Raw genomic sequence first — 20,999 nt, 5'->3', positions numbered from 1 at the left:
GCCCATGACCACCCACTGCCGTTTCTGCGGCGAGGCCGTCCGGCCGAACACGATGTTCTGTCCCTCATGCGGGCAGATCATCGTCGGCGACGCCCCGCGCCCGCAGAGCGCGCCGCCCTTCCCCACCACGGGCGGGCCGCGGCAGGACGCACCGGCCGCGGCACAGGCGCCGGCCGAGCTGCCACCGGTGCCGTTGCCCGACGTGCCCGCCTGGGTGCGCCCGGTGGCGCAGCCACGCGCGGCCGCACCGGCGGTGGCGGCGCCGACCTCGCTCGCGCAGGCCATGCCCTCCGCCCGGCCGGCGCCCGGCCCGCTGCGCACGCCGCCGCCCGCATCGGCGGGGTCGCCGCTCGCTCTGCTGCTTCCCGGGGGCGCCCGGATCCCCGTCGACAGGGTGCTCGTGCTCGGACGACAGCCGGCGGCCGGGGCGGCGCAGCGCGGGGGAGTGCCGGTGGAGGTCACCGACCCGTCGCGTTCCATGTCGCGCGTGCACCTCGTGGTGCAGACGCGGGCCGACGGCGGCACGACCGCCACCGACCCGGGATCGGGCAACGGCACGGTCGTCGTCCGGGCCGGGAAGAAGCATCCGCTCATCCGCGACGTGCCCTTCGAGCTGGCCGCGGGCGACCGGCTCGCCCTGGGCGACGTGATCGTCGACGTGGCGTGAGCTCGAGGGCGCCGGCGGCCACGATGAGGCTCGCGTCCGCGCCGCGCCACCGTGCATCGCAACCCCCATTCCGCAACGAGGAGACACCGTGACCGACATCTCTGCCGATCCGTGGCGTCAGTTCATCGAGTCGGGCCGCGCCCTGCGACTGGAGGTCGACCGTCTGCAGGTGACGGCGACGCTGAAGCGCAACACGCGCTATCTGCTGGTGACGGGCGGCATCTGCGTGGTGGTGCTCGGGGTCCTGGTCGCGCTGCTCGCGACGGGCATCGGGCGCGCTGTCACGTACGTCCTGCTCGCGATCCTGCTCGCGGTGATGCTGGGCAACGTCGGGCTCGGTCTCATCTCGCGCCGCCGCGTGCTGAAGACGCTGGCGGTGGAGGACGCCTTCATCGAGGTCGACGCGACCGGCGTGCGCCTGGCGGGTGTGCCGCCGCTGACCTGGGGTCAGACTCTCGGCGTCGTCGTCTCCGACAACCGGGCGACGATGGACCAGGGCAACGGGCTCGGACGCCGGCTGCGCAAGGTCACATACGGCACCGGCGGCTCGCTGAACTCCGTCGTCATCGGCCTCGGCGACATGCGCTCCGTGCGGGCGGCGGCCAGCGGGCCCCGTGTCGCGTCGCTCGATCTGGGGATGCACGACCACGGCGCGGTCGTGCTGAACCTCGACGTCGCGCTCGAGCGCGAGCAGTGCGATCAGGTTCGTGAGGCGCTGCGCGCCGCCACCGCACTGAACGGCGTTCCCTTCCGGTTCACCTCCGACAACGGCAACGTCGCCCAGGCGACGCTCGAGATGGGCCGGGGCGACCGACTCACCGTCGCTTGACGCGGCGGCGTCCGGAACGCGCCATGGGGAATTGTCCCCATGGCACCTGGCAGGGGGCATGTCAGGATGAGACCGAAAGTTTCACGCGGGCGGACACCGCCCTCGACCCACGGAGGATCCCATGGCGGACATCAAGGTCACTTCCGAGTCGCTCTCGGGCGTCGCGAACCAGCTGGCGTCGGGCGCCACCGCGATCGAGTCGCAGCTGAGCAACCTGAAGTCCCTGGTGCAGGGCCTGATCGCGGGCGACTGGGGCGGCGCGGCCTCGCAGTCGTTCAACGAGCTCTACGAGCAGTGGGATGCTGCGGGTCTGCAGCTGAAGGAGTCTCTCAACGGCATCAGCGACCAGCTGTCGAAGGCTGCGCTGGCCTACGAAGAGTCCGAGAACAACATCTCGAACAGCTTCCGCGCCTGACCTGTCCGTGAAGGACCGGGCATCCGCCCGGTCCGACCGCCCCCGACGGGGCGGTGACGCGAAGGGAGCGCAGTCGTGGCGCACTTCTCGGTATCGACCCCGGCGCTCGGGTACTCGGCGGCGTCGATGGCTGCCGCGCTGGCGGACTTCGACGCGCGAGTGGCCCAGGTCTCGGCATCCGTCAACTCCGTGGTGGGGGCATCGTGGACCGGTGACGCCTCCGACGAGTTCGCCGCGGCGTGGGCAGACTGGCTCGCCGGCGCCGCGACGACGCGTGCGGCGCTGGCCGACATCGTCGCGCGGCTGCAGGGCGCCGAAGCGGGCTACGCGAGCACGGAGGCCGGACTGACCGCCGCGTCCCGCTCCTCTCGCGTCGACGCACGCCGGACGGAGGGCCGGGCGTGAGTCAGCACACCTTCGACATCGCCGAGCTGCGCGAACTCGAGACCACGCTGTCGAACCTCGTCGAGTACTGCACCGACCTCGAGACCCACGCGGCAGGCGCGACGGCCGCCGCCACCGGACAGTGGTCCGGTGTCGCCAGCGTGGAGTTCCTCACGCGCGTGCAGACGTGGCAGGTCGGCGCCGTGTCGCTGCGCGCCTTCGCCGAAGATCTCAAGACCTGGGCGGGCGGCGCGGCGACGGCGTACGAGACGGCGCAGACCGACACCCAGACGATGTGGGCCAGCCTGTGAATCAGAGAAGAATCGACCCGACGCTGTACATCGCCGCGGCCGACGAGTTCCGCGCGATCAGCGAGTCGGCCGCGAGCCGGCTGTCCGACGCGCGCAGCTCGCTCGGTCAGTACGCGCGGATGGCCGGGGACGACCCCGGCGGCGAGCAGCTCGCACAGGGCTACGACGACATGGCGCGCGACGCGCTGCAGGCGCTGTCCGACATCGCCGTGCTCGCGAACACGATGGACCGCGCCATCATGCAGAGCGGCTGGAACCACGCGGCCGCGGAAGAGGCCGCGGGCGGCAAGCCCGCCGGCGGCGCGTTCACGGTCCGTCCGGCTCGCACGCCCGTCTCGGTCGCGGCGCCGCCGTCGGCATTCGGCGGCAGCGACGACACCCCGGAGGCGTGGGACGTCGTCAAGGACTTCGTCGGCATGATGTGGCCGAACGCCGACACCGCGAAGCTCCGCAGCGCCGGCGCGACGTGGGACGGCGTCGAACGGGACGTCCGAGCGCTCGCCACCGAGATCCGCCAGGCCGACGACGCGCTCACGGGCCTCAACAGCATCGAACTGGCCAAGCTGCGTTCAGAGGTCGGCGACTTCGCCACCGACGTCTCGGCTGCGGCGACCGACATCTCCGAGGTCGGCGACCTCTGCCGCGAGTACGCCGCGGACGTCGAGGAGGCCCACCGCGAGGTCATCCAGATGCTCGTGCAGCTCGCGATCGAGATCGCGGCGACCGTCGCGATCGGGGCGGCCCTGAGCGTCTTCACCTTCGGTGCCAGCGCCGTCGTCGCGGGCGGCGGCATCACCGCCCGCATCATCCTGGTCGCGCAGCGGATCGTCACGTTCCTCATGAAGGTGTCCGGCACGGCAGCGCGCATCGTCGCGCGCCTGGCCGCGATCACGGCGCGGATCGCACCGCTCGCGAACCGCTTCCAGCGGACGGCCCGCATCGTCATCAGCGTCTCGTCGGGCACCCTCGCGGCCGGATCCTCGGAGCTGCTGGTGAAGGGCAGAGACGGAAACCTGCTGGTCGCGATGGGCAGCGGCTTCGTCGGCGGAGCGGTCACCGACACCGTCGCGCTCGCGTTCGGCAAGTACGGGCAGCGGGTCGCCGTGCAGGCGCTGGCGAACGGCCTGGGTGGTGCGTCCAGCGGCGCGTCGAACGGATTGCTGAACGGCGACGGCATCGACATCCGCCAGGTTCTCATCAGCGGTGCGGGCGGCGGACTCCTCGGTGCGGGCACCTCGATCCGCGGCCGCCGCGGCGGGACCGCCGATGCGGCCGACCCGGGCAGTGGCAGCGTCCGCACGCCGGACGCCGAGGGTCCGCGGGTCGGTGGCTCGGACGGCCCGAGCACCGCTGACGGCAGCGGCATCGGCCGGCAGCCGGACTACGATGGGCCACAGGTGACCGGCGGGAGTGACAGCGGCGGCAGCGGCGCCGGTGACGGCGGCTCCGGAACGCGTCCCGACTACGACGGCCCCCACGTGACAGGCGGCAACGACGCGGGTGGCGGCGGCGGCGACGGTGGCGGCATCCGTGTCCCCGACGGTCAGGCTCCGCACTCGCCGTCGGCGGACCCCACCCCGCCGATCGGCGACAGCCCGACACCGACGGTGGACGCCCCGCACGTGCCGACCGGTGGCGCGGATGCGCCGACGGCTCCGCACGGCTCCGGCGATCTGCCGGGCAGCGCGGCCGACGCGCCGACGTCCGACGACATCTCGCGCCAGTTCGACGAGCTGGAGGCCGACATCGATCGGCAGTTCGACGAGCTGGAGGCGGACATCGATCGCCAGTTCGACGAGCTGGAGGCTGACATCGACCGCCAGTTCGACGAGCTGGGGGCCGACATCGACCGGCAGTTCGACGAGCTCGGCGGCGACGCCGCAGGAGCGGACGGTGCGACCGATGCCCTGGACACCGCGGGGGACGGATCCCCGTCGGACGCGGCACTGGAGCCCGACGCGAATGCGACCGCGGGGCACCCGGACGGCGATCACCTGCCCGCTCTCGGCGTCGAGCCGGAGGTCAAGCCCACCGGACCGCTGGCGATCGAGCCGCCGCAAGCGGACATGTCGCTCTCCTGGGGCGGCGAACAGGGTTATGTCGACGTCACCGCCGCGCTCGGTGCGCAGACCCCCGAACCACCTCAGGGATGGACCGACTTGTCTCAGATCACGTTCAACACCCCGCCCGACTCGCAGCTGTTCTGGACCGGTCGTACCGAGATGCCCAACCCCACCGGCAGACCCTATGTCGGCAGTTCGGATCTCGCGACCGGACTCGCACAGGGCAAGGGGGCCACCACGCTGGAGCTGTATCTCAGCGAGAACGGCATCAAGATGCCCCGGTGGTCGGACGACCCGCAGGTGCAGGCGATGTGGGGCGAGGTCTCGCGCAAGTATGCGGAATCGGCGCAGGGTATTGTACGAGTCGTTCTCGGTCGCAACATCAGGCCCGACGCGGTGTGGCTCCAGTACGAGTTCGATGCGCTGAAGAACAATCCGAACGTGTCTCAGATCATCGCGATCGATCCCGCCACGGGGGGCATGCGTTCCCTGTTCGAAAGGTGATGACATGATCGACGAAGCCCTGAGCAGCGCCGTGATCACCTATGTCGGCTACGACACCGACACCGCGATCCCCGGGCGTCATCCGGACCGCATCGCCGACGAGGGGCTTCGTCGCGAAGTGCTGGCGATCGTCGCGACCGTCGATCGCGAGGAACCCGGCGACCAGGGCCTCTGGGTGTGGGGTTCGGAGGTCGCGAAGCGAGTGGGGGAGCAGTACCCGCAGCTGTCATCCGAAGCGCTGGATGCGCTGAAGGCGCTCATCACGTTCGAATGGCGTTGATCCCGCGCTGTGCGTGACCGGACGCCCACGACGCCGTGTCGGGCGCCCGTGGCGTGGCTGCCAGTCGCACAGCCGTGTCCGATTTCCGCGAGCCGACGTCGGGGGAGCGTGTCAGGCTAGGGGCATGAGCCTGGTCATGACGTTCGACGAGAGGTACCGCGCGATCGACTCGCGCGACGCCCGCTTCGACGGGCAGTTCGTCACAGCGGTGCGCTCGACCGGCATCTACTGCCGCCCGAGCTGCCCCGCGCGCACGCCCAAGCCGTCGAACGTCACGTTCTATCCGACGAGCGCCGCCGCGCACGAGGCGGGCTATCGCGCGTGCAAGCGCTGCCTGCCCGAGGCGGCTCCGGGCTCGCCGCAGTGGAACCTCCGCGGCGACACCGCGGGGCGCGCGATGCGGCTCATCGCCGACGGCGTCGTCGAGCGCGAGGGTGTGCCCGGGCTCGCCCGCCGCCTGGGTTACTCGCCCCGGCACCTGACGCGGCTGCTGACGGCCGAGCTCGGCGCCGGCCCGCTCGCGCTCAGCCGCGCCCATCGCGCGCAGACCGCCCGCATGCTGCTCGTCGGCACCGACCTGTCGGCCGCGGAGGTCGCGTTCTCGAGCGGGTTCGCGAGCGTGCGACAGTTCAACGACACCATCCGCGAGGTGTTCGGGATGCCCCCGCTCGAACTGCGCGCACGACGTCGCGTCTCACGGCACGAGGGCCCGGGCGTTCCGGCACCCGGCGTCACGATCGACCTCGCCCTCCCTCACCGCGGCGCCCTGGATGCGTCGGGATTGTTCGCCTGGATGGCGGCGCGTGCCGTCTCGGGCGCCGAGGCGGCGACCGCGTCGACCTTCGCCCGCACGCTCCGCCTGCGGCATGGTCCCGCGTGGTTCGAGCTGCGCCTCGACGACCTCGGGCGTGTGCGGCTGCGGGCCGCACTGACCAACCTCGCCGACCTGTCCACGCTCGTCACGCGAGCGCGGCGCCTGTTCGACCTCGACGCCGACCCGGACGCGGTCGACGAGTCCCTGGCTCGGCATCCGGAGCTCGCTGCGCGTGTCGCCGCGCTGCCGGGTATCCGCGTGCCGGGTGCTGCCGATCCGCACGAGATGCTGATCCGTGCGATGGTCGGCCAGCAGATCACGGTTGTCGCCGCGCGCACCGCTCTCACCGCGCTCACCGCGGCGCTCGGCGAGGAGGTGCCGGAGTTCGCGGGCGTGCTCTCGACCGGCGCGGACTCCGACGAGAACGCTGCCCGGCTGTTCCCCACGATGACCGCGATCGCCGAGCGCGGCTCCGGGGTGCTGCGCGGACCTGCCGCCCGCATCCGGGCCATCACCGGAGCTGCCGCCGCCCTCGCCGACGGCTCGCTCACGCTCACCGCGGGCGACGACGCCGGCGAGCAGCGCGCCGCTCTCCTCGCCATGCCCGGCATCGGCCCGTGGACCGCCGATTACGTGCGCATGCGCGTGCTCGCCGACCCCGACGTCTTCCTCCCGGGCGATGTCGCGGTGCGCTCAGGGGCCGCTGCGGTGGGCCTTCCCGGCGACGCGCGAGCGCTGGACGCGTGGGCCGCCCGCACCGCTCCCTGGCGCAGCTACCTCACCGCGCACCTGTGGCGCGCCGTCCCGCCCAGAACCGCCGCACCGCGCCGGGGCTCGGCATCCCTCGCATCCCCATCCCTCACGACCGCCGGAGGCATCTCATGACCACTGCCACCATCCAGACGCTCGACACCCCCGACGGCGCGTTCACGATCCTCGCCGACGACGAGGGCCGCGTGCTCGCCTCGGGGTGGACCGCTGACGCCGACGCGATCCTCGCGCGTCTCTCGGCCCGCGTGCGCCCGTCATCCGTCGAGAAGGGCGAGACGGACGCCGCGTCCGCCGTCACCGCCTACTACGCCGGCGAGCTCGCCGCGATCGACGAGGTCGCGGTCTCGCAGCACGGCACGGCGCTGCAGCTCGCGGGATGGGCGGCGTTGCGCCGCATCGCTCCCGGTCGGCCGCTGACCTACAGCGAGTTCGCCGTGGAGCTCGGATCTCCGAGCGCGGTGCGTGCTGCGGCATCCATCTGCGCCCGCAACGCCCCGGCACTCTTCGTGCCGTGCCACCGGGTGCTGCGCACGGATGGCACCCTCGGCGGGTTCGCATGGGGCCTTCCCGTCAAGCAGCGCCTGCTCGACCGCGAGGCGGCGGTGCCCGCGCTCGTCTGAACCGCCTGCTCCCGCCTTCCGGGGGACCGGAAAGCGGTTGTTGCGTTCAGGTAACTCTCAGGTATACGCTGGAGGGCTGTCGCGTCGCTACGACCTAGCGACGCGCACAGCCCCTTTTCGTTGAGCCCAAGGAGGAAGAAATGTATCAGGCCGCCGTCGCCGCGAAGACCGTTCTCGTCCTCCGTCCCGCAGGACCCCGCACCATCTCCTGGCTGCCGCGTCCTCGCGTCCGGGGCTGAGCCGCTCACCGCACCTCCGCCGGCCCTGCCGGATGCGGCATACCGCCGTGCCCGGGAGCGTTCCTCCCCGGGGAAGCTCCTTCTCTCATGACAGCGCTCCCACGCGTCGCTGTCGCCTCGCGACCCGACGACGGGTCACCGCAACACCCCTTCAAGGATCATGACCACCACCGCCCTTCCTGAGCGATCAGAACAGCCGCAACGGTCCGAACTGTCCACCTTCGCCGCCCTCGCCCGACTTCTTCCGTTCGCGAAGCCGGTGCTTCCGCGCCTCGCGATGGGTGCGGCCAGCGCACTCGTCGCGAGCCTGCTGGCGCTCACCATCCCGCTCGTCCTCGAGCAGGTCGTCAGCGGCCCCATCGCCTCCGGCGACATCGCCCTGATCGCGTGGGGCGCGGCCGCGATCCTGGCGCTCGGCCTCGCCGAGGCCGCCATGGTGTGGCTCCGTCGCTGGTTCGTACTCGGACCCGCGACGATGGTCGAGTACGAGCTGCGCCAGACCTTCTACTCGCGCCTGCAGCGACTGCCGGTCGCCTTCCACGACCGGTGGCAGTCAGGCCAGCTCCTCAGCCGCATGATGCAGGACATCAGCATGCTGCGCCGCTGGCTCGCGTTCGGCCTCGTGCTGCTCGTGGTCAATGTCATCACGATCGTCGTCGGCACAGGCCTGCTGTTCCGCTGGCACTGGGCTCTCGGCACGATCTTCCTCGTGACGTCGGCGCCGCTCTGGTACGCGGGATACCGGTTCGAGAAGTCGTACGGCACGCTCGCGCGCCAGTCGCAGGACCAGGCGGGCGACCTCGCCACCTCGGTCGAGGAGAGCGTGCACGGCATCCGCGTGCTCAAGGCCTTCGGCCGCGGCAAGCACGCGCTGCAGAAGTTCACGCGCCAGGCCGAGACCCTGCGCGAGACCGAGCTGAGCAAGGCGCGGGCGGTCGGCTGGATCTGGTTCTGGCTGGTGCTGCTGCCCGACATCGCGTTCGCGCTGTGCCTCGGCGCCGGCATCTACCTGACGGCGATGGGACAGCTCCAGGGCGCCGAGCTCATCGCGTTCTTCGCCATGGCCACGGTGCTGCGCTGGCCGATGGAGTCGATCGGATTCCTCTTCTCGTTCCTCCTCGACGCGCGCACCGCCACGGACCGCATCTTCGAGGTGTTCGACGAGCAGAACACGATCGTCGACCCCGAGAGCCCCGTCACCTTCGCGAAGCCGCGCGGCGAACTCGCGTTCGAGGGCGTGCACTTCCGGTATCAGGATGCTGCGGAGCGCGAGCGCGACCTGCTCGACGGCGTCGACCTCGTGCTGCGACCGGGCGAGACCATGGCGCTGGTGGGCCTCACCGGCTCGGGCAAGACGACCCTCACCACGCTGCCGACGCGCCTGTACGACGTGACCGGCGGCCGCGTGACGCTCGACGGCGTCGACGTGCGGGACCTGACACTGGGCGAGCTGCGCCGGCACATCGGCATGGCGTTCGAGGATGCGACCCTCTTCTCGCAGTCGGTGCGCGACAACGTCCTGCTCGGGCGCGAGGACCTCGTGCCCGGGAGCCCGGAGGCCGAGCGCGTGCTGCGCGAGGCGCTCGACGTCGCGCAGGCGTCGTTCGTCGACGACCTCCCGGACGGCGTCGACACGATCATCGGCGAAGAGGGGCTGTCGCTCTCGGGCGGCCAGCGTCAGCGTCTGGCCCTCGCTCGTGCCGTCGCGGCACGGCCTGCCGTGCTCGTGCTCGATGACCCGCTGTCGGCGCTCGACGTCGACACCGAGGCGCTCGTCGAGGACGCGCTCCGTGAGGTTCTGCACGAGACGACGGCCCTCGTGGTCGCGCATCGCCCGTCGACGGTCACGCTCGCCGACCGTGTCGCGCTCCTCGAGGCGGGACGGGTGACGGCCGTCGGCACCCACTCCGAGCTGCTGCGCACCAGCGAGCACTACCGGCACGTGATCTCGAGTCTGGAGGTCGAGGAAGCCCGCATACGGGCGAGACAGGAAGACCAGGAATGGGAGGTGACCCTGTGAGCACCACGGTGACCGGAACGAGCGGGGAAGACCGCTCCGACTACACGCGCGCCGAGAGCAAGACGATCCGCAAGCGCTCGCTGCGCCTGCTCGGCTCGCTCATCACCCCGGTCCGGGGCCAGCTGATCCTCGCGGGCGTCGTGCTCGTCGTCTCGACCGCGCTGCGCGTGGCAGGGCCGTGGCTCATCGGCATCGGCATCAACAACGCGCTGCCCGCGGCGGTCGAGCGCATGGACTGGGCGCCGACGATCCTGGTGGTGCTCGTGTACCTCGTCACGGCGCTCGGCGGCGCCGCCCTCATCGGGTGGTACGTCGTCGTCGCGGCCCGCCTCACTCAGGCGATCATGCTGGACCTGCGCAAGCGCATCTTCCTGCACACGCAGCGCCTGAGCCTGGAGTTCCACGAGTCGTACACGTCGGGGCGCATCATCTCGCGCCAGACGAGCGACCTCGACACCATCCGCGAGCTCCTCGACGGAGGACTCAACGAGCTGGTCTCGGGCATCCTCTACGGCGCGTTCACGCTCGTCGCGCTGTTCCTCGTGGACTGGCAGTCGGGTCTGATCCTCACGGTGATGGGCATCCCGCTCTTCCTCCTGATGCGCTGGTTCTACACGCGCTCGCAGCTCGTCTACCGCGAGTCGCGCGTCATCAGCGCGAAGGTGATCGTCAAGTTCGTCGAGACGATGACGGGAATCCGCGCCGTGAAGGCCTTCCGCAAGGAAGGCCGCAACGACGAGGAGTTCGGTGGTCTCGCGATGGACTACCGCGACGTCAACATGCGCTCGATCCGCCTGTTCGGCACGTTCGAGCCGGGGCTTATGGCGGTGGCGTCGTTCACCCTCGCGATCGTGATCGCATGGGGCGGCATCCGTGTCGTCGGCGGTGCGATGGAGATCGGGTTCCTCCTGTCCGCCGTGCTGTACGTCCGCAACTTCTTCTCGCCGCTACAGGAGGTCGCGTTCTTCCTGAACTCGTACCAGTCCGCGACGGCGGCGCTCGAGAAGGTGTCGGGCGTCCTGGAGGAGGAGCCCACGGTGCCCGACCCCAAGCACCCGGTCGACCTGTGGGAGGCGAAGGGGCACATCCGGTTCGACGACGTGCTGTTCGGGTACTCCGCGGATCGCGTCATCCTTCCGCATTTCTCACTCGACATCCCGGCCGGGCAGACGATCGCGCTCGTCGGAACGACGGGTGCCGGCAAGTCGACGCTCGCCAAGCTCGTGTCGCGGTTCTACGACCCGACGCGCGGTGCGGTGACGCTCGACGGCGTGGACCTGCGCAGCATGCACCCGAAGGATCTCCGCCGCGCGATCGTCATGGTCACCCAGGAGGCGTATCTCTTCAGCGGAACGGTCGCGGACAACATCGCGCTGGGCAAGCCCGACGCGACGATGGACGAGATCAAGGCCGCGGCGCGGGCGGTGGGAGCGGATGCCTTCATCCAGGCACTCCCCGACGGCTACGCCACCGACGTCAACAAGCGCGGTGGCCGCGTGTCGGCGGGGCAGCGGCAGCTGATCTCGTTCGCGCGCGCGTTTCTCGCCGACCCGGCGGTGCTGATCCTCGACGAGGCCACGGCCTCGCTCGACATCCCGTCGGAGCGGCAGATCCAGGACGCCCTGCAGACGCTGCTCGCCGACCGCACGGCGATCATCATCGCGCACCGCCTGTCGACGGTCGCGATCGCCGACCGCGTGCTGGTGATGGAGCACGGCGAGATCATCGAGGACGACACCCCCGAGGAGCTCATCGGCGGCTCCGGCAAGTTCGCCCAGCTCCACGCCGCCTGGCGCGAATCGCTGGTCTAGCCCGCCCGCGTCGCCCCCGGATGCCCCGGCCCCCTGTCCACACTCAGGGCCGGGGCATCCGTCGTCTCCGGGATCAGCGCACAGTCCGCGTGCTGGTGTCATTCCCGCACCCCCGCCGATCCGGAATTCGGACTTCGTGCTGTTTTCCGGATCGAGCCTGTTCGAATGGTCCGGAAACGGCGCAAAGATCCGAACTCCGGATCGGGGTGATAGAGGCGCGTCGAGGCATGCGCCACGACATGGCGACCGGCGGGCGGATGCGGCGGCGCGAGGTCCGCGCAAGCGCGCGTCGCTGAAACTGAGCAGGCGTCCGAATTCCGGGTCACCGAGTGAGCGAACTCCGACGGGTCGCCCAGGCTGCACCCCGTCACCGGTGAGACCGCGACGCGTGTGGGTCAGTGACTGAGAATCATCCGGCGAGATGCGCGCCTGCGGCGATCGCGCGCGCGATCGTCCGCTCGACGGTGTCCCAGTCGTGCATGATCTGCGCGTACGTGAATCGAAAGACCGTGTAACCGTTGAGCGTGAGTTCCGCGTCGAATGCGACGTCCTTCGAGCGCTGCGCGGAGGACGAGTGATGGGCGAAGCCGTCGACCTGAATCACCAGTCGGTCGCCGATCAGGAGGTCGACCGGCCGCCCGAGGAGAACCACCTGCTGACGCATCGGAACGCCCCACCCGCCGAGGCGAACCACGAGGATCGTCTCCAGCCCGGAATCCGACTGAGTCGAGGCGCGCTCGGCGCACTCACGTGCCTGTCGGTGGGGCCAGCGAACCCGCCGAATCGCGGTCGGGGTGATCTTCTCGACCTGGAGCGCTGAGTTCCACACGATCTGCGCGTCCTCCGGCGACAGGCAGACGGCGATGTGGGCAAGGATGTCTTCGATCGACTCCACGAGCCCGTGCCCGGGCGCTGGTGAGACGCGCTGCGTCCAATGCGCCGTGACGAGCGAGATCGGCGATGCGGCGTGGGGCTCAAGTCGGATGTGGATGGAGTCGTCGAGCCCTTCGGGCATCCACCAACCGCGGCGTCGAGCAGCCGACACGCACGTGAGGCTGCCCCCGTTCTCGGCAGCGACGAGGAGATCCGCGGGCGCGGCATCCGTCGCCAGCCAATCGCGACGGACCCGACGGATGGCTCCGCATCGCGCGGCCGCGCGGCGCACGCCGAGCGGGAACCCCGCGTTCCCCGCAGCTTCCCGGTGCACGAGTCCGCCCTGAGCAGCCACCCACTGGACGAGTCGGTCGACGTTTCGAGCCATGCGCTGGGCGGGCTCTGCTGGGGCGCGTCGAACAAGGCTCACACGCAGCATCCTTGCCCCCCTCGTCGTCGTCGACGGGAAGTCCACAGGCACTCTCCACGATGGTCTTCAGACCCCGCTTGGGGAGGAAGGGCGTCGCCGGTCGCTCGGTAGACCCGTTCGTCAGCCCCTAATCCTCGGATCCGGAATTCGGACTCCCTGCCGCTTTCCGGATCTGGCAACCGCCCAAGATCCGGAAACCGTGCGAATGTCCGAATTCCGGATCCCGATGAGGCGAGGGGGACGCTGGGACGGGGGAACCCTCAGGTGTGCGCGACTGAGACCGCATGCGCCAGTGGATGCTGCGGCGCGAGGCCGGCGAGGGCCGCGGCGCCGTCGATGCCGTGGCCGCGGGGCTCGACGAGGGTGACGTCGAACTCGCTCGCGGCGATGTGCGACGCGAACGCCTCGCGCAGCTGGGGGGAGCGGAAGACCCCGCCGATCGCGCACGCCGCGAAGTGCTCGCCCACCTCCTCGGAGCGCACCCGGCGCAGCGCCGTCTCGACGCTGTGCGCCAGCTCGCCGCCGGCGCGAACCGTGATGTTCTGCGACACCGCGTCGCCCTCGGACGCCAGCCGCGCCACGTGCGCGGCGAAGGAGGCCACGACACTCACGCGCTCGGGGTCGGACTGAAGGTGGATGTACGCCTGGCTGAGGTCTGGCCACCGGTCCTCGGCGACGGCGCGGAGCGCGGTCGTGGGCCCGCGGCCGTCGTACTCGCGCATCACGGCGTCGAGCGCCTCGCGGCCGATCCAGTACCCGCTGCCCGCGTCGCCCATGAGGTAGCCCCACCCGTCGACCCGGGCCACGCGCTCAGCGCCGACGGCGAGAGTCACGACGCCGGTGCCGGCGGCGACCACCGCGCCGCGCGTGTCGCCGAGCGCCCCGAGGAACGACGTCGTCGAGTCGTGCGCGAGGATCACCTCGTGCACGGCGGCGTCGTCGATGCGGGCGAGGAGGGCGGCAGCATCCGATTCCCGTGTCGTGAGTCCCGACACGCCCGCGCTCACGACCGACACCTCGGCGCCCGTGCGCTCGATGGCGGCGTGCGTGACGGCCGCGAGCTGGGGAAGGAGCGGTTCGCCGGTGCGGATGCCGGGGAACACGATGTCGTGCTCGCGCACGCGCACCTTGATGCCCGTCTGCCCCGCATCGATCGCGAGCACGGCCGCGGTCATCGCGCGACCCTCGCCGAGAGCGCCGTGTACTGCTTGCGGAGGTACTCGCCGGCCGGCTTGCCGTACGGGCAGTAGTCGTCGTTCGCGGCCGCCTCCTCAGCGGAGTACAGGCGCGCCGGCCAGTCCCACAACATGAAACCCCTCACCCACGCGCGCTGCGCGCACGCCTCGAACATGACCCTGTAATACCGCAGTTGCTCGTCACCTGAAACCTCCCCGGGCAGCGACCAGTCGTTCGGGCGGTCGGGAGAGCCCTCTCGCGAGGGGCATCCGGCCTCCATGAAGAAGAACGGCTTGCCCGTGGCGGCGACTGCCGCCTCGATGCGGTCGAGCTCGGCCTCCCATCGGTCGATGGGGTAGTACCCGCTCGAGCTCACGACGTCGACCGCGTCCCACCAGCCGAGGCGGTCCTCCTGGTACTTGTCGCAGTTGTACGTCACGATCCCCGAGTACTCGGTACGCACGGCGGCGATGAGCTCGCGCCACTCGGTCTCGCGAGCGTCGGCGCGCACCATCTCGCAGCCCACGCAGAGCATCTCGCAGCCCTCGGCCTCGGCGATGCGCGCGGCGTGCACGATGAACGCGCGGTACGACGCGAACCACTCGTCCCAGGTCGGCTCACCCGGCACATCCTGGTCGAAGAACCCGATGTAGGCGCGCCATGTGCCGTCGGCGACGTTGACGACGGGCTTCAGGCAGACCTTCAGCCCGAGCGCCTTCGCCTCGCGGATCGCCCACACGATCTCGTCGACGGTCACCGTCGGCTCGTCGCCGAACCGCACCTCGGTCGACTGCGCGGTGTCCTGCAGCGCCGAGTACGCCAGCGCGGTCCAGTTCACGCCGTGGTCTGCCATCAGCCGCATCGACTCAGCAGCCTCGGTGGTCGCCCAGGTTCCGCGCACCCCCGTCCATCCCCAGGTCATTCCGGCCACGTAGGGCGCGAGTGCCTGGGTGGTCTCGGCGGTCACGAGACGACCAGCTCATTGGCGGTGCGCAGCACCCGCGGATCGGACAGGACGGATGCTGCGAGCCCCGCGCCGCGGTGCCGCACGACGAGCGTCGTGCTCTCGCCGGGCAGCAGGGTCACGAGCGCATCGGACGCCACAGCGTCGGGGTCGACCTTGTCGACGAGGAGCGTGAGTTCGCGCACCAGCGTCGCGGCCGTGAGCGTGACCCGCGTGCCGTCCGCAGCCGGCTCGGTGCGGATCTCGACCTCGGCGGCGCCGAGCGTCGAATCCCGGGGCTCGGCGAAGAACCAGAAGCCGCGCACGTCGTCGACGCCCGCGACCACGAGCTCGGACGCCTGGTCGGCCGCCACAGCGACCGCGGCGGGCAGCGCCACCGTCACCGTCTCGCGCGGGGCGAGCGAGACAGTGGTCGCGAACTGCGCGCGCTCCTCACCGGCGAAGCCGAGCCGCCGCGCGACGAGCTCGCCCTCCCATCGCTCGGCGGTGTCGTTGACGAGCACCGCGGAGAGTCCGCCCTCGCGGGGCTGGATCGTCGCCAGGCGTGGCGCGAACGCGTTCTTCAGGCCGTAGTAGAGCGGCTTCGGGCGCTCGTCGCCGTCGATCGCGGCCCACGAGGTGACCGGCCAGCAGTCGTTGAGCTGCCACACGATGGCACCCTGCGTGTGGGGCGCCCATGAGCGGAAGTGCTCCAGCGCGGTGCGCACCGCGAGCGCCTGGTTGAGCTGCATCGCCCAGTGCCAGTCCTCCATGGCCTCCGGCATCCGGAAGTGGGGGATGAGGCCGTTCGAGAGCTTGGTGTTCCCCTCCAACGCCTTCTGATGCACGATCATGCCGGGCGACTCGGGAGTGAGCGGAGCGTCCGACACGGAGCGCACGAGCGTCGACCACGCGGGCGGACCTTGCCAGCCGAACTCGGCGACGAAGCGCGGCCGGTGCTCTCGATAGGTGTGCCAGTCGCGACGATTCCACTGCTCCCACAGGTGCATCGAGCCGTGCTGCTCGTCGTTCGGATGCGGACCCGTCTGGGCGGAGCCGTCCCAGCCCGCCCCCGGGCTGAACGGGCTGCCGGGGGCGTACGGCACGTGCGGCGCGAGCTCGGCGACGAGCGCAGGGAACAGCTCGTAGTAGTAGTGCGCGCCCCAGGTCTTGCCGTCGAGGCGCAGCTTCCAGCCCCAGTCCTCGTAGCCCCACAGGTTCTCGTTGTTGCCGGTCAGCAGCACGAGGGACGCGTGGTGGCCGAGGCGCGCGATGTTCTCGCGCGCCTCCGCCTCGACCTCGGAGCGCAGCGGCTCCTCCTCGGCGTACGCCGCGCACGCGAACAGGAAGTCCTGCCACACCAAGAGGCCCAGCTCGTCGGCGAGCTCGTAGAAGTCTTCGGACTCGTAGAGGCCGCCGCCCCACACTCGGATGAGGTTGAGGTTCGCGTCGAGCGCCTGCTCGAAGCGACGGCGCAGGCGGTCGCGCGTGACACGCACGCTGAGCGCGTCGTCGGGGATCCAATTGGCGCCCTTCACGAACACCGGCTGGTCGTTGACGACGAGCGTGAACGGCGTGCCGGCCTCGTCGGGCGTCATGTCCCACCGCACGTCGCGGAAGCCCACCCTGCGGACGGCGTGATCGAGCACCGTGCCGTCGCCGGTCGCGAGCTCCACCTCGACGTCGTACAGCGGCTGCGCGCCATAGCCCACCGGCCACCACCGCTCCGCATGAGCGAGAGAGAGCGCGACGGTCGCCCGGGTCTCACCCGCGGAAACATCGACGGATGCTGCGAACCCGCCGGAACGCACGGTCACGGTGACCGCGTCCTCCTGTGCGCGGTCGAGCTCCGCTTCCACGGTGATCGTGCCGCCGTCGCCCAACGGGGCGGCGGCCACGCGCGTCTGCGCCAGGCGCGCGACGGACCAGGACTCCAGCCCGACGGGCTTGACGATGCCGCTGGTGTAGGTCGCGATGCCCCAGTCCCACCCGAAGCTGCACGCCGACTTGCGGATCGCGTCATAGGGGAGGGGGTACGGGCGCTGACGCACCCCGAGCGCGACGCTCTGCTCGTTGGCGTACTTCACCGGCGAGCGGAACCGCACGACGAGCTCGTTCTCGCCCTCGACGAGCACCTCGCTCACGTCGAACCGGTACGAGCGGTGCTGGTTCGCGGTCGCCCCGATCTCGACGCCGTTGAGGAGGATCGTCGTCACTGTGTCGAGGCCGCCGAAGACGAGATCGATGCGGTCCGAGGCATCCGGGGCCCAGGCGAACGACGTCGCGTACGTCCAGTCCACGAGTCCGATCCAGGCCAGCGCGGACTCGTTGTCGTCGAGGAAGGGATCGGGGATGAGGCCCGCCGCCAGCAGATCGGTGTGCACGCACCCGGGCACCTTGGCGGGGACGGTGGTGGTGGCATCCGCGATCGATCCCTCCGGAACCGGCCCCGCAGAGGCGCGCAGCGTCCAGCCGCTGTCGATCGGACGGACGGAGACGGCAGAGGCGATCGGACGGACGGAGAGGGAAGAGGTCACTTGACGGCTCCTGCGGTGAGGCCCTTGTAGATCCAGCGCTGAAGCAGCAGGAAGGCGATGAGAGTGGGGATGATGACGAGGACGGTGCCGGCGGAGATGACCTCCCACTGGGCGCCGAACGGTCCCTTGAACCGGAACAGCGACGTGGAGATGAGGCCCTCCGACGGCAGGTAGAGGAACGGGGCGTAGAACTCGTTGTACACCGCGATGCCCTTGATGATCACGACCGTCGCGATGGCGGGGCGCAGGAGCGGCAGCACGATGCGCCAGTAGATGGTCCAGCGGTTGGCGCCGTCGATCATCGCCGCCTCGTCGAGCGAGACGGGGATCGACTGCATGAACTGGATGAACAAGTAGATCGCGATGATGTCGGTGCCCATGAAGAGCAGGATCAGCGCGGCCTTCGTGTCGTAGAGCCCGAGCCCGTTGATGAGCTGGAATGTCGCGACCTGGCTCGTGACGCTCGGGATGAGCGTCGCCACGAGGAACAGCCCGAAGACGAGCTTCTTGCCGCGGAAGGCGAACCGGTCGAGCGCGTAGGCGGCCATCGTGCCGATGAAGATCGTTCCGGCAAGCGAGACCACCAGCACGATCGTCGTGTTCACGAAGCCCTCGAGCATCTTGCCGCTCGTGAACGCCGTGACGAAGTTGTCGAAGTTGAACCAGTTCTCCGGCGGATCGAAGGGGCCGGTCTGGGCGTACTCGGGAGCGGTCTTGAGGCTGGCGAACAGCAGCACCGACAGTGGCAGCAGCGTCACGACCGCAGCGACGATCAGGCTCAGGTACTTCGCCGTGGTCGCGCTGACGCCGTGGAGGCGCTCGAGCGGCGAACGGCCGCGGGCGGTGCGCGGCGGGGTCGTGCGCTGCGGCATGGTGCGGAGGTCTTCGGTGGTGGTCATGTCAGGTCGACCTTCTCGTCGGGGAACACCTTTCGCTGGATCCACGTGACGACCAGCACGATCGCCAGCAGCACGACCGCCATGGCGGATGCGAGACCGACCTGCCGGAAGCTGAACGCCGTCTGCAGTGTCTGGATCACGAACGTGGCCGAGCCGTTGGCGCCGCCGGTCATGATGAACGGGATCTCGAAGACGCTGAGGCTGCCGGCGATCGCGAGGATGAACGACAGTCCGATCACGCGGCGGATGCCGGGGAAGATGATGGCCCAGAACTGCTGCCAGCGTGTGGCGCCGTCGAGCTCGGCCGCCTCGTACAGCTCGTGCGGGATCGACTGGATCGCTCCGAGGAAGAGCACGAAGTTCATGCCGGTGTAGCGCCACACCGAGGTGCCGGCCAGGGACCAGTTGACGACGTCGGGGTTGCCGAGCCACTGGGGCGGGTCACTGACGCCGAACCAGCTGAGCACTGTGTCGAGCGTGCCGCCGGGCTGGAAGAGATAGAGGAACACGAACCCGATCGCGACGCCGTTGATCAGATACGGGAAGAACAGGATGCCGCGGAACAGGTTCGAGAATCGCGTCGAGAAGCTGAGGAGCGTGGCGAAGTACAGCGCGGCCGCCATCTGCGCGAACGACGCGAAGAAGTAGTAGAGGCTGACACCGAAGACCGAGAAGATGCGCGGGTCGGTGAAGACCTGCACGTAGTTGTCGAGTCCGACGAAGTTCTTCTGGAGGTCGATGCCGTCCCAGTCGGTGACGCTGAAGTAGAGGAGGTTCACCGCCGGCCAGTAGGTGAACAGGAGCAGCAACCCCACCGCCGCGGCCAGGAAGAACCACGGCGTGAGGTGCTGCAGGACGCTCCGTCCGGCTGAGCCGCCGCGCCGGCCGGTCCGGCGGGAGCCCCCGCCGAACCTGCGCGCACGGATGGGCGCGGAGAGGACGGCAGGGGCATCCGCCGGTGCCGCACCGGGTGTCGCAATGGCCATGTCGCTGCCGTCCCCGTCCGCTCAGCCCGCGAGCTTCTCGACCGAGGCGCCCCAGCGCTCGTTCAGCTCGGCGAAGTAGCTCTCCTTGTCGCCGTCGGCGGCGCCGCGGGCGATGTCGATGAGCTTCTGACGGTAGATCGGACCGTAGAGGTCGATCTGTGCGTCGTCGGCCACGTTGTTGATGAGGCCCTCCTTGCCGGCGGGAGCGGGGTTGATCTCCATGAGCTCGACGCCCGCTTCCTCGAACCCGGCGAGATTGTCGGGGAGCGGCTTGTCGATCACCGGCGAGATCATGCCCTGCGCCTCGGTGTAGCCGGACTCCTCGACGACCCACTGGATCCATGCCCACGCGGCGGCCTTGGCCTTGGAGTGCTTGCTCACGGCGAGGTTGTAGTCGCCGCCGATGACGGCGAGCTGCGTGCCGTCGACATTCGCCGGGAACGCCATGTAGCCGATGTCGTCGGCCGACCCGCCGTTGTCTTCGGCTGCGGCCTGCATCTGCGAGATCGCCCACGAGCCGAGCGTCATCGCGGCGATCTTGCCGGTGCCGAGGTCGACCTTCGACTGCTCCCAGTTGGTGGTGAGCGGGTCGTCCTCGGTGAGGCCGGCGGCGACGCTGTCGTACAGCAGCGAGTCGATCGCGTAGACGTCGGTGCCCTCGGTCCACGGGGCCGGGTCCTCGGCCATCGTGATCGGTGCGTCCGCATCGTCGGTGACGACGCCCAGGTTGCCGAAGCTCTGCGTCAGCGGCCAGCCGTCCTTGTAATTGGTGTACAGCGGGATGGCGTCGGTGTTGTCCTTGACCTGCTGCAGTGCCTCGAGCCACTCGTCCTCGTTCGTCGGCAGCGCGGTGACCCCGGCCTCGTCGAAGACCTTCTTGTTGTAGACGACGCCGTTCGCGTTGCCGCCCCACGCGATGCCGTACTGGGTGCCGTCGTAGCTCGCCGCGGGGAGGAAGCGGTAGGTGTCCTCGAAGTCGGCGGTGTCGCCGAGCGGCTCGAGGAACTGCTCGTACTGCTCCGGCTTGATCGCCGGGATGCCGATGACGTCGCCGTAGTTCGTGGTGCTCATACGCGTGAGCATCTCGCCCGCGTAGTCGGTGATCCCCTCGAACGTGACATTCACGTCGGGGTACTTCTTGTTGAACTCGTCGGCGTACTTCTGGAACGTGCCGTCCTCGACGAGGTCGGTGCGCCACGTGACGACCTTGATGTCGCCCTTGACCTCGCCGTCGATCGTGTTGTCGGCGTCGCCGGCGCCGCCGCCCGCGCAGCCGCTGATCGCGACCGCGGCGGTCGCCAGCAGCGCGATGCCCGCAAATGCCTTCTTCGCCATGTGATTCTCCTTGTCAGGTTCGCCCTTGAACTGCCGGTGCGCGTCGTCGCACCGTTGCGTGGTTCGTCGCGCCGTCAGAATAGGCACCTTCG

Annotated in this window: 18 protein-coding genes; 11 read left to right on the top strand and 7 right to left on the bottom strand. The window is 70.2% G+C overall.

Going from position 1 to position 20,999, the window contains the following annotated elements; all coding sequences use genetic code 11:
• Nucleotides 1-4: 4 nt before the first annotated feature.
• From JNB61_RS12260 to JNB61_RS12210, 11 genes are all read left to right on the top strand, one after another.
• Complete coding sequence (locus JNB61_RS12260) at nt 5-667, top strand: FHA domain-containing protein (RefSeq protein ID WP_220339782.1); 663 nt, start codon at nt 5-7, stop codon at nt 665-667.
• 88 nt (nt 668-755) lie between these two features.
• Entirely contained in the window at nt 756-1,496 is a 741-nt protein-coding gene (locus JNB61_RS12255) for a hypothetical protein (RefSeq protein ID WP_220339781.1), read from the top strand.
• Between the two features lie 121 nt (nt 1,497-1,617).
• Nucleotides 1,618-1,911 (top strand): WXG100 family type VII secretion target, encoded by a 294-nt coding sequence (locus tag JNB61_RS12250; protein WP_109212292.1) that lies wholly within the window; start codon nt 1,618-1,620, stop codon nt 1,909-1,911.
• 75 nt (nt 1,912-1,986) lie between these two features.
• Nucleotides 1,987-2,316, top strand: a complete 330-nt coding sequence (locus JNB61_RS12245; protein WP_159846097.1) for a WXG100 family type VII secretion target — start codon at nt 1,987-1,989, stop codon at nt 2,314-2,316.
• Nucleotides 2,313-2,606 carry a hypothetical protein gene (locus JNB61_RS12240; RefSeq protein ID WP_159846094.1) on the top strand — a complete coding sequence of 98 codons (294 nt, stop codon included), beginning with the start codon at nt 2,313-2,315 and terminating at the stop codon, nt 2,604-2,606. Before JNB61_RS12245 ends, JNB61_RS12240 begins: the two co-directional genes overlap by 4 nt.
• Nucleotides 2,603-5,173, top strand: coding sequence for a WXG100-like domain-containing protein (locus JNB61_RS12235; protein ID WP_220339780.1), 2,571 nt, complete (start codon nt 2,603-2,605; stop codon nt 5,171-5,173). Before JNB61_RS12240 ends, JNB61_RS12235 begins: the two co-directional genes overlap by 4 nt.
• 4 nt (nt 5,174-5,177) lie before the next feature.
• A complete protein-coding gene (locus tag JNB61_RS12230) occupies nt 5,178-5,453 on the top strand; it encodes a hypothetical protein (protein ID WP_220288465.1) in 276 nt (91 codons plus the stop codon).
• Nucleotides 5,454-5,577: 124 nt separating this feature from the next.
• Nucleotides 5,578-7,152 carry a DNA-3-methyladenine glycosylase 2 family protein gene (locus JNB61_RS12225; RefSeq protein WP_220339779.1) on the top strand — a complete coding sequence of 525 codons (1,575 nt, stop codon included), beginning with the start codon at nt 5,578-5,580 and terminating at the stop codon, nt 7,150-7,152.
• A complete protein-coding gene (locus JNB61_RS12220) occupies nt 7,149-7,658 on the top strand; it encodes a methylated-DNA--[protein]-cysteine S-methyltransferase (protein ID WP_220339778.1) in 510 nt (169 codons plus the stop codon). The genes JNB61_RS12225 and JNB61_RS12220 overlap by 4 nt, the downstream gene beginning before the upstream one ends.
• Nucleotides 7,659-8,057: 399 nt before the next feature.
• Nucleotides 8,058-9,917, top strand: coding sequence for an ABC transporter ATP-binding protein (locus JNB61_RS12215; protein ID WP_220339777.1), 1,860 nt, complete (start codon nt 8,058-8,060; stop codon nt 9,915-9,917).
• The gene (locus JNB61_RS12210) at nt 9,899-11,728 is read left to right on the top strand and encodes an ABC transporter ATP-binding protein (protein ID WP_220288469.1); all 1,830 of its coding nucleotides are present in this window, start codon (nt 9,899-9,901) and stop codon (nt 11,726-11,728) included. The genes JNB61_RS12215 and JNB61_RS12210 overlap by 19 nt, the downstream gene beginning before the upstream one ends.
• A gap of 409 nt (nt 11,729-12,137) precedes the next feature.
• On the opposite strand, the gene JNB61_RS12205 is transcribed toward JNB61_RS12210, so the two are convergent.
• The 7 genes from JNB61_RS12205 to JNB61_RS12175 all read right to left on the bottom strand — a co-directional run bounded on the left by JNB61_RS12205 (nt 12,138) and on the right by JNB61_RS12175 (nt 20,907).
• The gene (locus JNB61_RS12205; protein ID WP_308291259.1) at nt 12,138-13,031 is read right to left on the bottom strand and encodes an endonuclease domain-containing protein; all 894 of its coding nucleotides are present in this window, start codon (nt 13,029-13,031) and stop codon (nt 12,138-12,140) included.
• Nucleotides 13,032-13,291: 260 nt separating this feature from the next.
• Entirely contained in the window at nt 13,292-14,206 is a 915-nt protein-coding gene (locus JNB61_RS12200) for an N-acetylglucosamine kinase (RefSeq protein WP_220339776.1), read from the bottom strand.
• Nucleotides 14,203-15,174, bottom strand: coding sequence for a glycoside hydrolase family 113 (locus JNB61_RS12195; protein WP_445299351.1), 972 nt, complete (start codon nt 15,172-15,174; stop codon nt 14,203-14,205). Before JNB61_RS12195 ends, JNB61_RS12200 begins: the two co-directional genes overlap by 4 nt.
• Complete coding sequence (locus JNB61_RS12190) at nt 15,171-17,687, bottom strand: glycoside hydrolase family 2 protein (RefSeq protein ID WP_308291258.1); 2,517 nt, start codon at nt 17,685-17,687, stop codon at nt 15,171-15,173. Before JNB61_RS12190 ends, JNB61_RS12195 begins: the two co-directional genes overlap by 4 nt.
• Nucleotides 17,684-18,586, bottom strand: a complete 903-nt coding sequence (locus tag JNB61_RS12185) for a carbohydrate ABC transporter permease (protein WP_220339775.1) — start codon at nt 18,584-18,586, stop codon at nt 17,684-17,686. Before JNB61_RS12185 ends, JNB61_RS12190 begins: the two co-directional genes overlap by 4 nt.
• Nucleotides 18,583-19,572 carry a carbohydrate ABC transporter permease gene (locus JNB61_RS12180; RefSeq protein WP_220339774.1) on the bottom strand — a complete coding sequence of 330 codons (990 nt, stop codon included), beginning with the start codon at nt 19,570-19,572 and terminating at the stop codon, nt 18,583-18,585. The genes JNB61_RS12185 and JNB61_RS12180 overlap by 4 nt, the downstream gene beginning before the upstream one ends.
• A gap of 21 nt (nt 19,573-19,593) precedes the next feature.
• Nucleotides 19,594-20,907: an ABC transporter substrate-binding protein gene (locus JNB61_RS12175; RefSeq protein WP_220339773.1), complete on the bottom strand. Its 1,314-nt coding sequence runs from the start codon at nt 20,905-20,907 to the stop codon at nt 19,594-19,596.
• Nucleotides 20,908-20,999: the final 92 nt, after the last annotated feature.

Source organism: Microbacterium ureisolvens, assembly GCF_019511645.1.
GTDB lineage: Bacteria > Actinomycetota > Actinomycetes > Actinomycetales > Microbacteriaceae > Microbacterium > Microbacterium ureisolvens_A.
The sequence above is the reverse complement of the archived record's forward strand: the minus strand, read 5'-3'. Positions and strand labels throughout refer to the sequence as shown.

Excerpts from the sequence above, each read along its gene's own strand:
- JNB61_RS12260 (WP_220339782.1), top strand. The coding sequence starts at position 5 with ATGACCACCCACTGCCGTTTCTGCGGCGAGGCCGTCCGGCCGAACACG.
- JNB61_RS12250 (WP_109212292.1), top strand. The coding sequence starts at position 1,618 with ATGGCGGACATCAAGGTCACTTCCGAGTCGCTCTCGGGCGTCGCGAAC.
- JNB61_RS12230 (WP_220288465.1), top strand. The coding sequence starts at position 5,178 with ATGATCGACGAAGCCCTGAGCAGCGCCGTGATCACCTATGTCGGCTAC.
- JNB61_RS12225 (WP_220339779.1), top strand. The coding sequence starts at position 5,578 with ATGAGCCTGGTCATGACGTTCGACGAGAGGTACCGCGCGATCGACTCG.
- JNB61_RS12220 (WP_220339778.1), top strand. The coding sequence starts at position 7,149 with ATGACCACTGCCACCATCCAGACGCTCGACACCCCCGACGGCGCGTTC.
- JNB61_RS12215 (WP_220339777.1), top strand. The coding sequence starts at position 8,058 with ATGACCACCACCGCCCTTCCTGAGCGATCAGAACAGCCGCAACGGTCC.
- JNB61_RS12210 (WP_220288469.1), top strand. The coding sequence starts at position 9,899 with ATGGGAGGTGACCCTGTGAGCACCACGGTGACCGGAACGAGCGGGGAA.
- JNB61_RS12200 (WP_220339776.1), bottom strand. The coding sequence starts at position 14,206 with ATGACCGCGGCCGTGCTCGCGATCGATGCGGGGCAGACGGGCATCAAG.
- JNB61_RS12185 (WP_220339775.1), bottom strand. The coding sequence starts at position 18,586 with ATGACCACCACCGAAGACCTCCGCACCATGCCGCAGCGCACGACCCCG.
- JNB61_RS12180 (WP_220339774.1), bottom strand. The coding sequence starts at position 19,572 with ATGGCCATTGCGACACCCGGTGCGGCACCGGCGGATGCCCCTGCCGTC.
- JNB61_RS12175 (WP_220339773.1), bottom strand. The coding sequence starts at position 20,907 with ATGGCGAAGAAGGCATTTGCGGGCATCGCGCTGCTGGCGACCGCCGCG.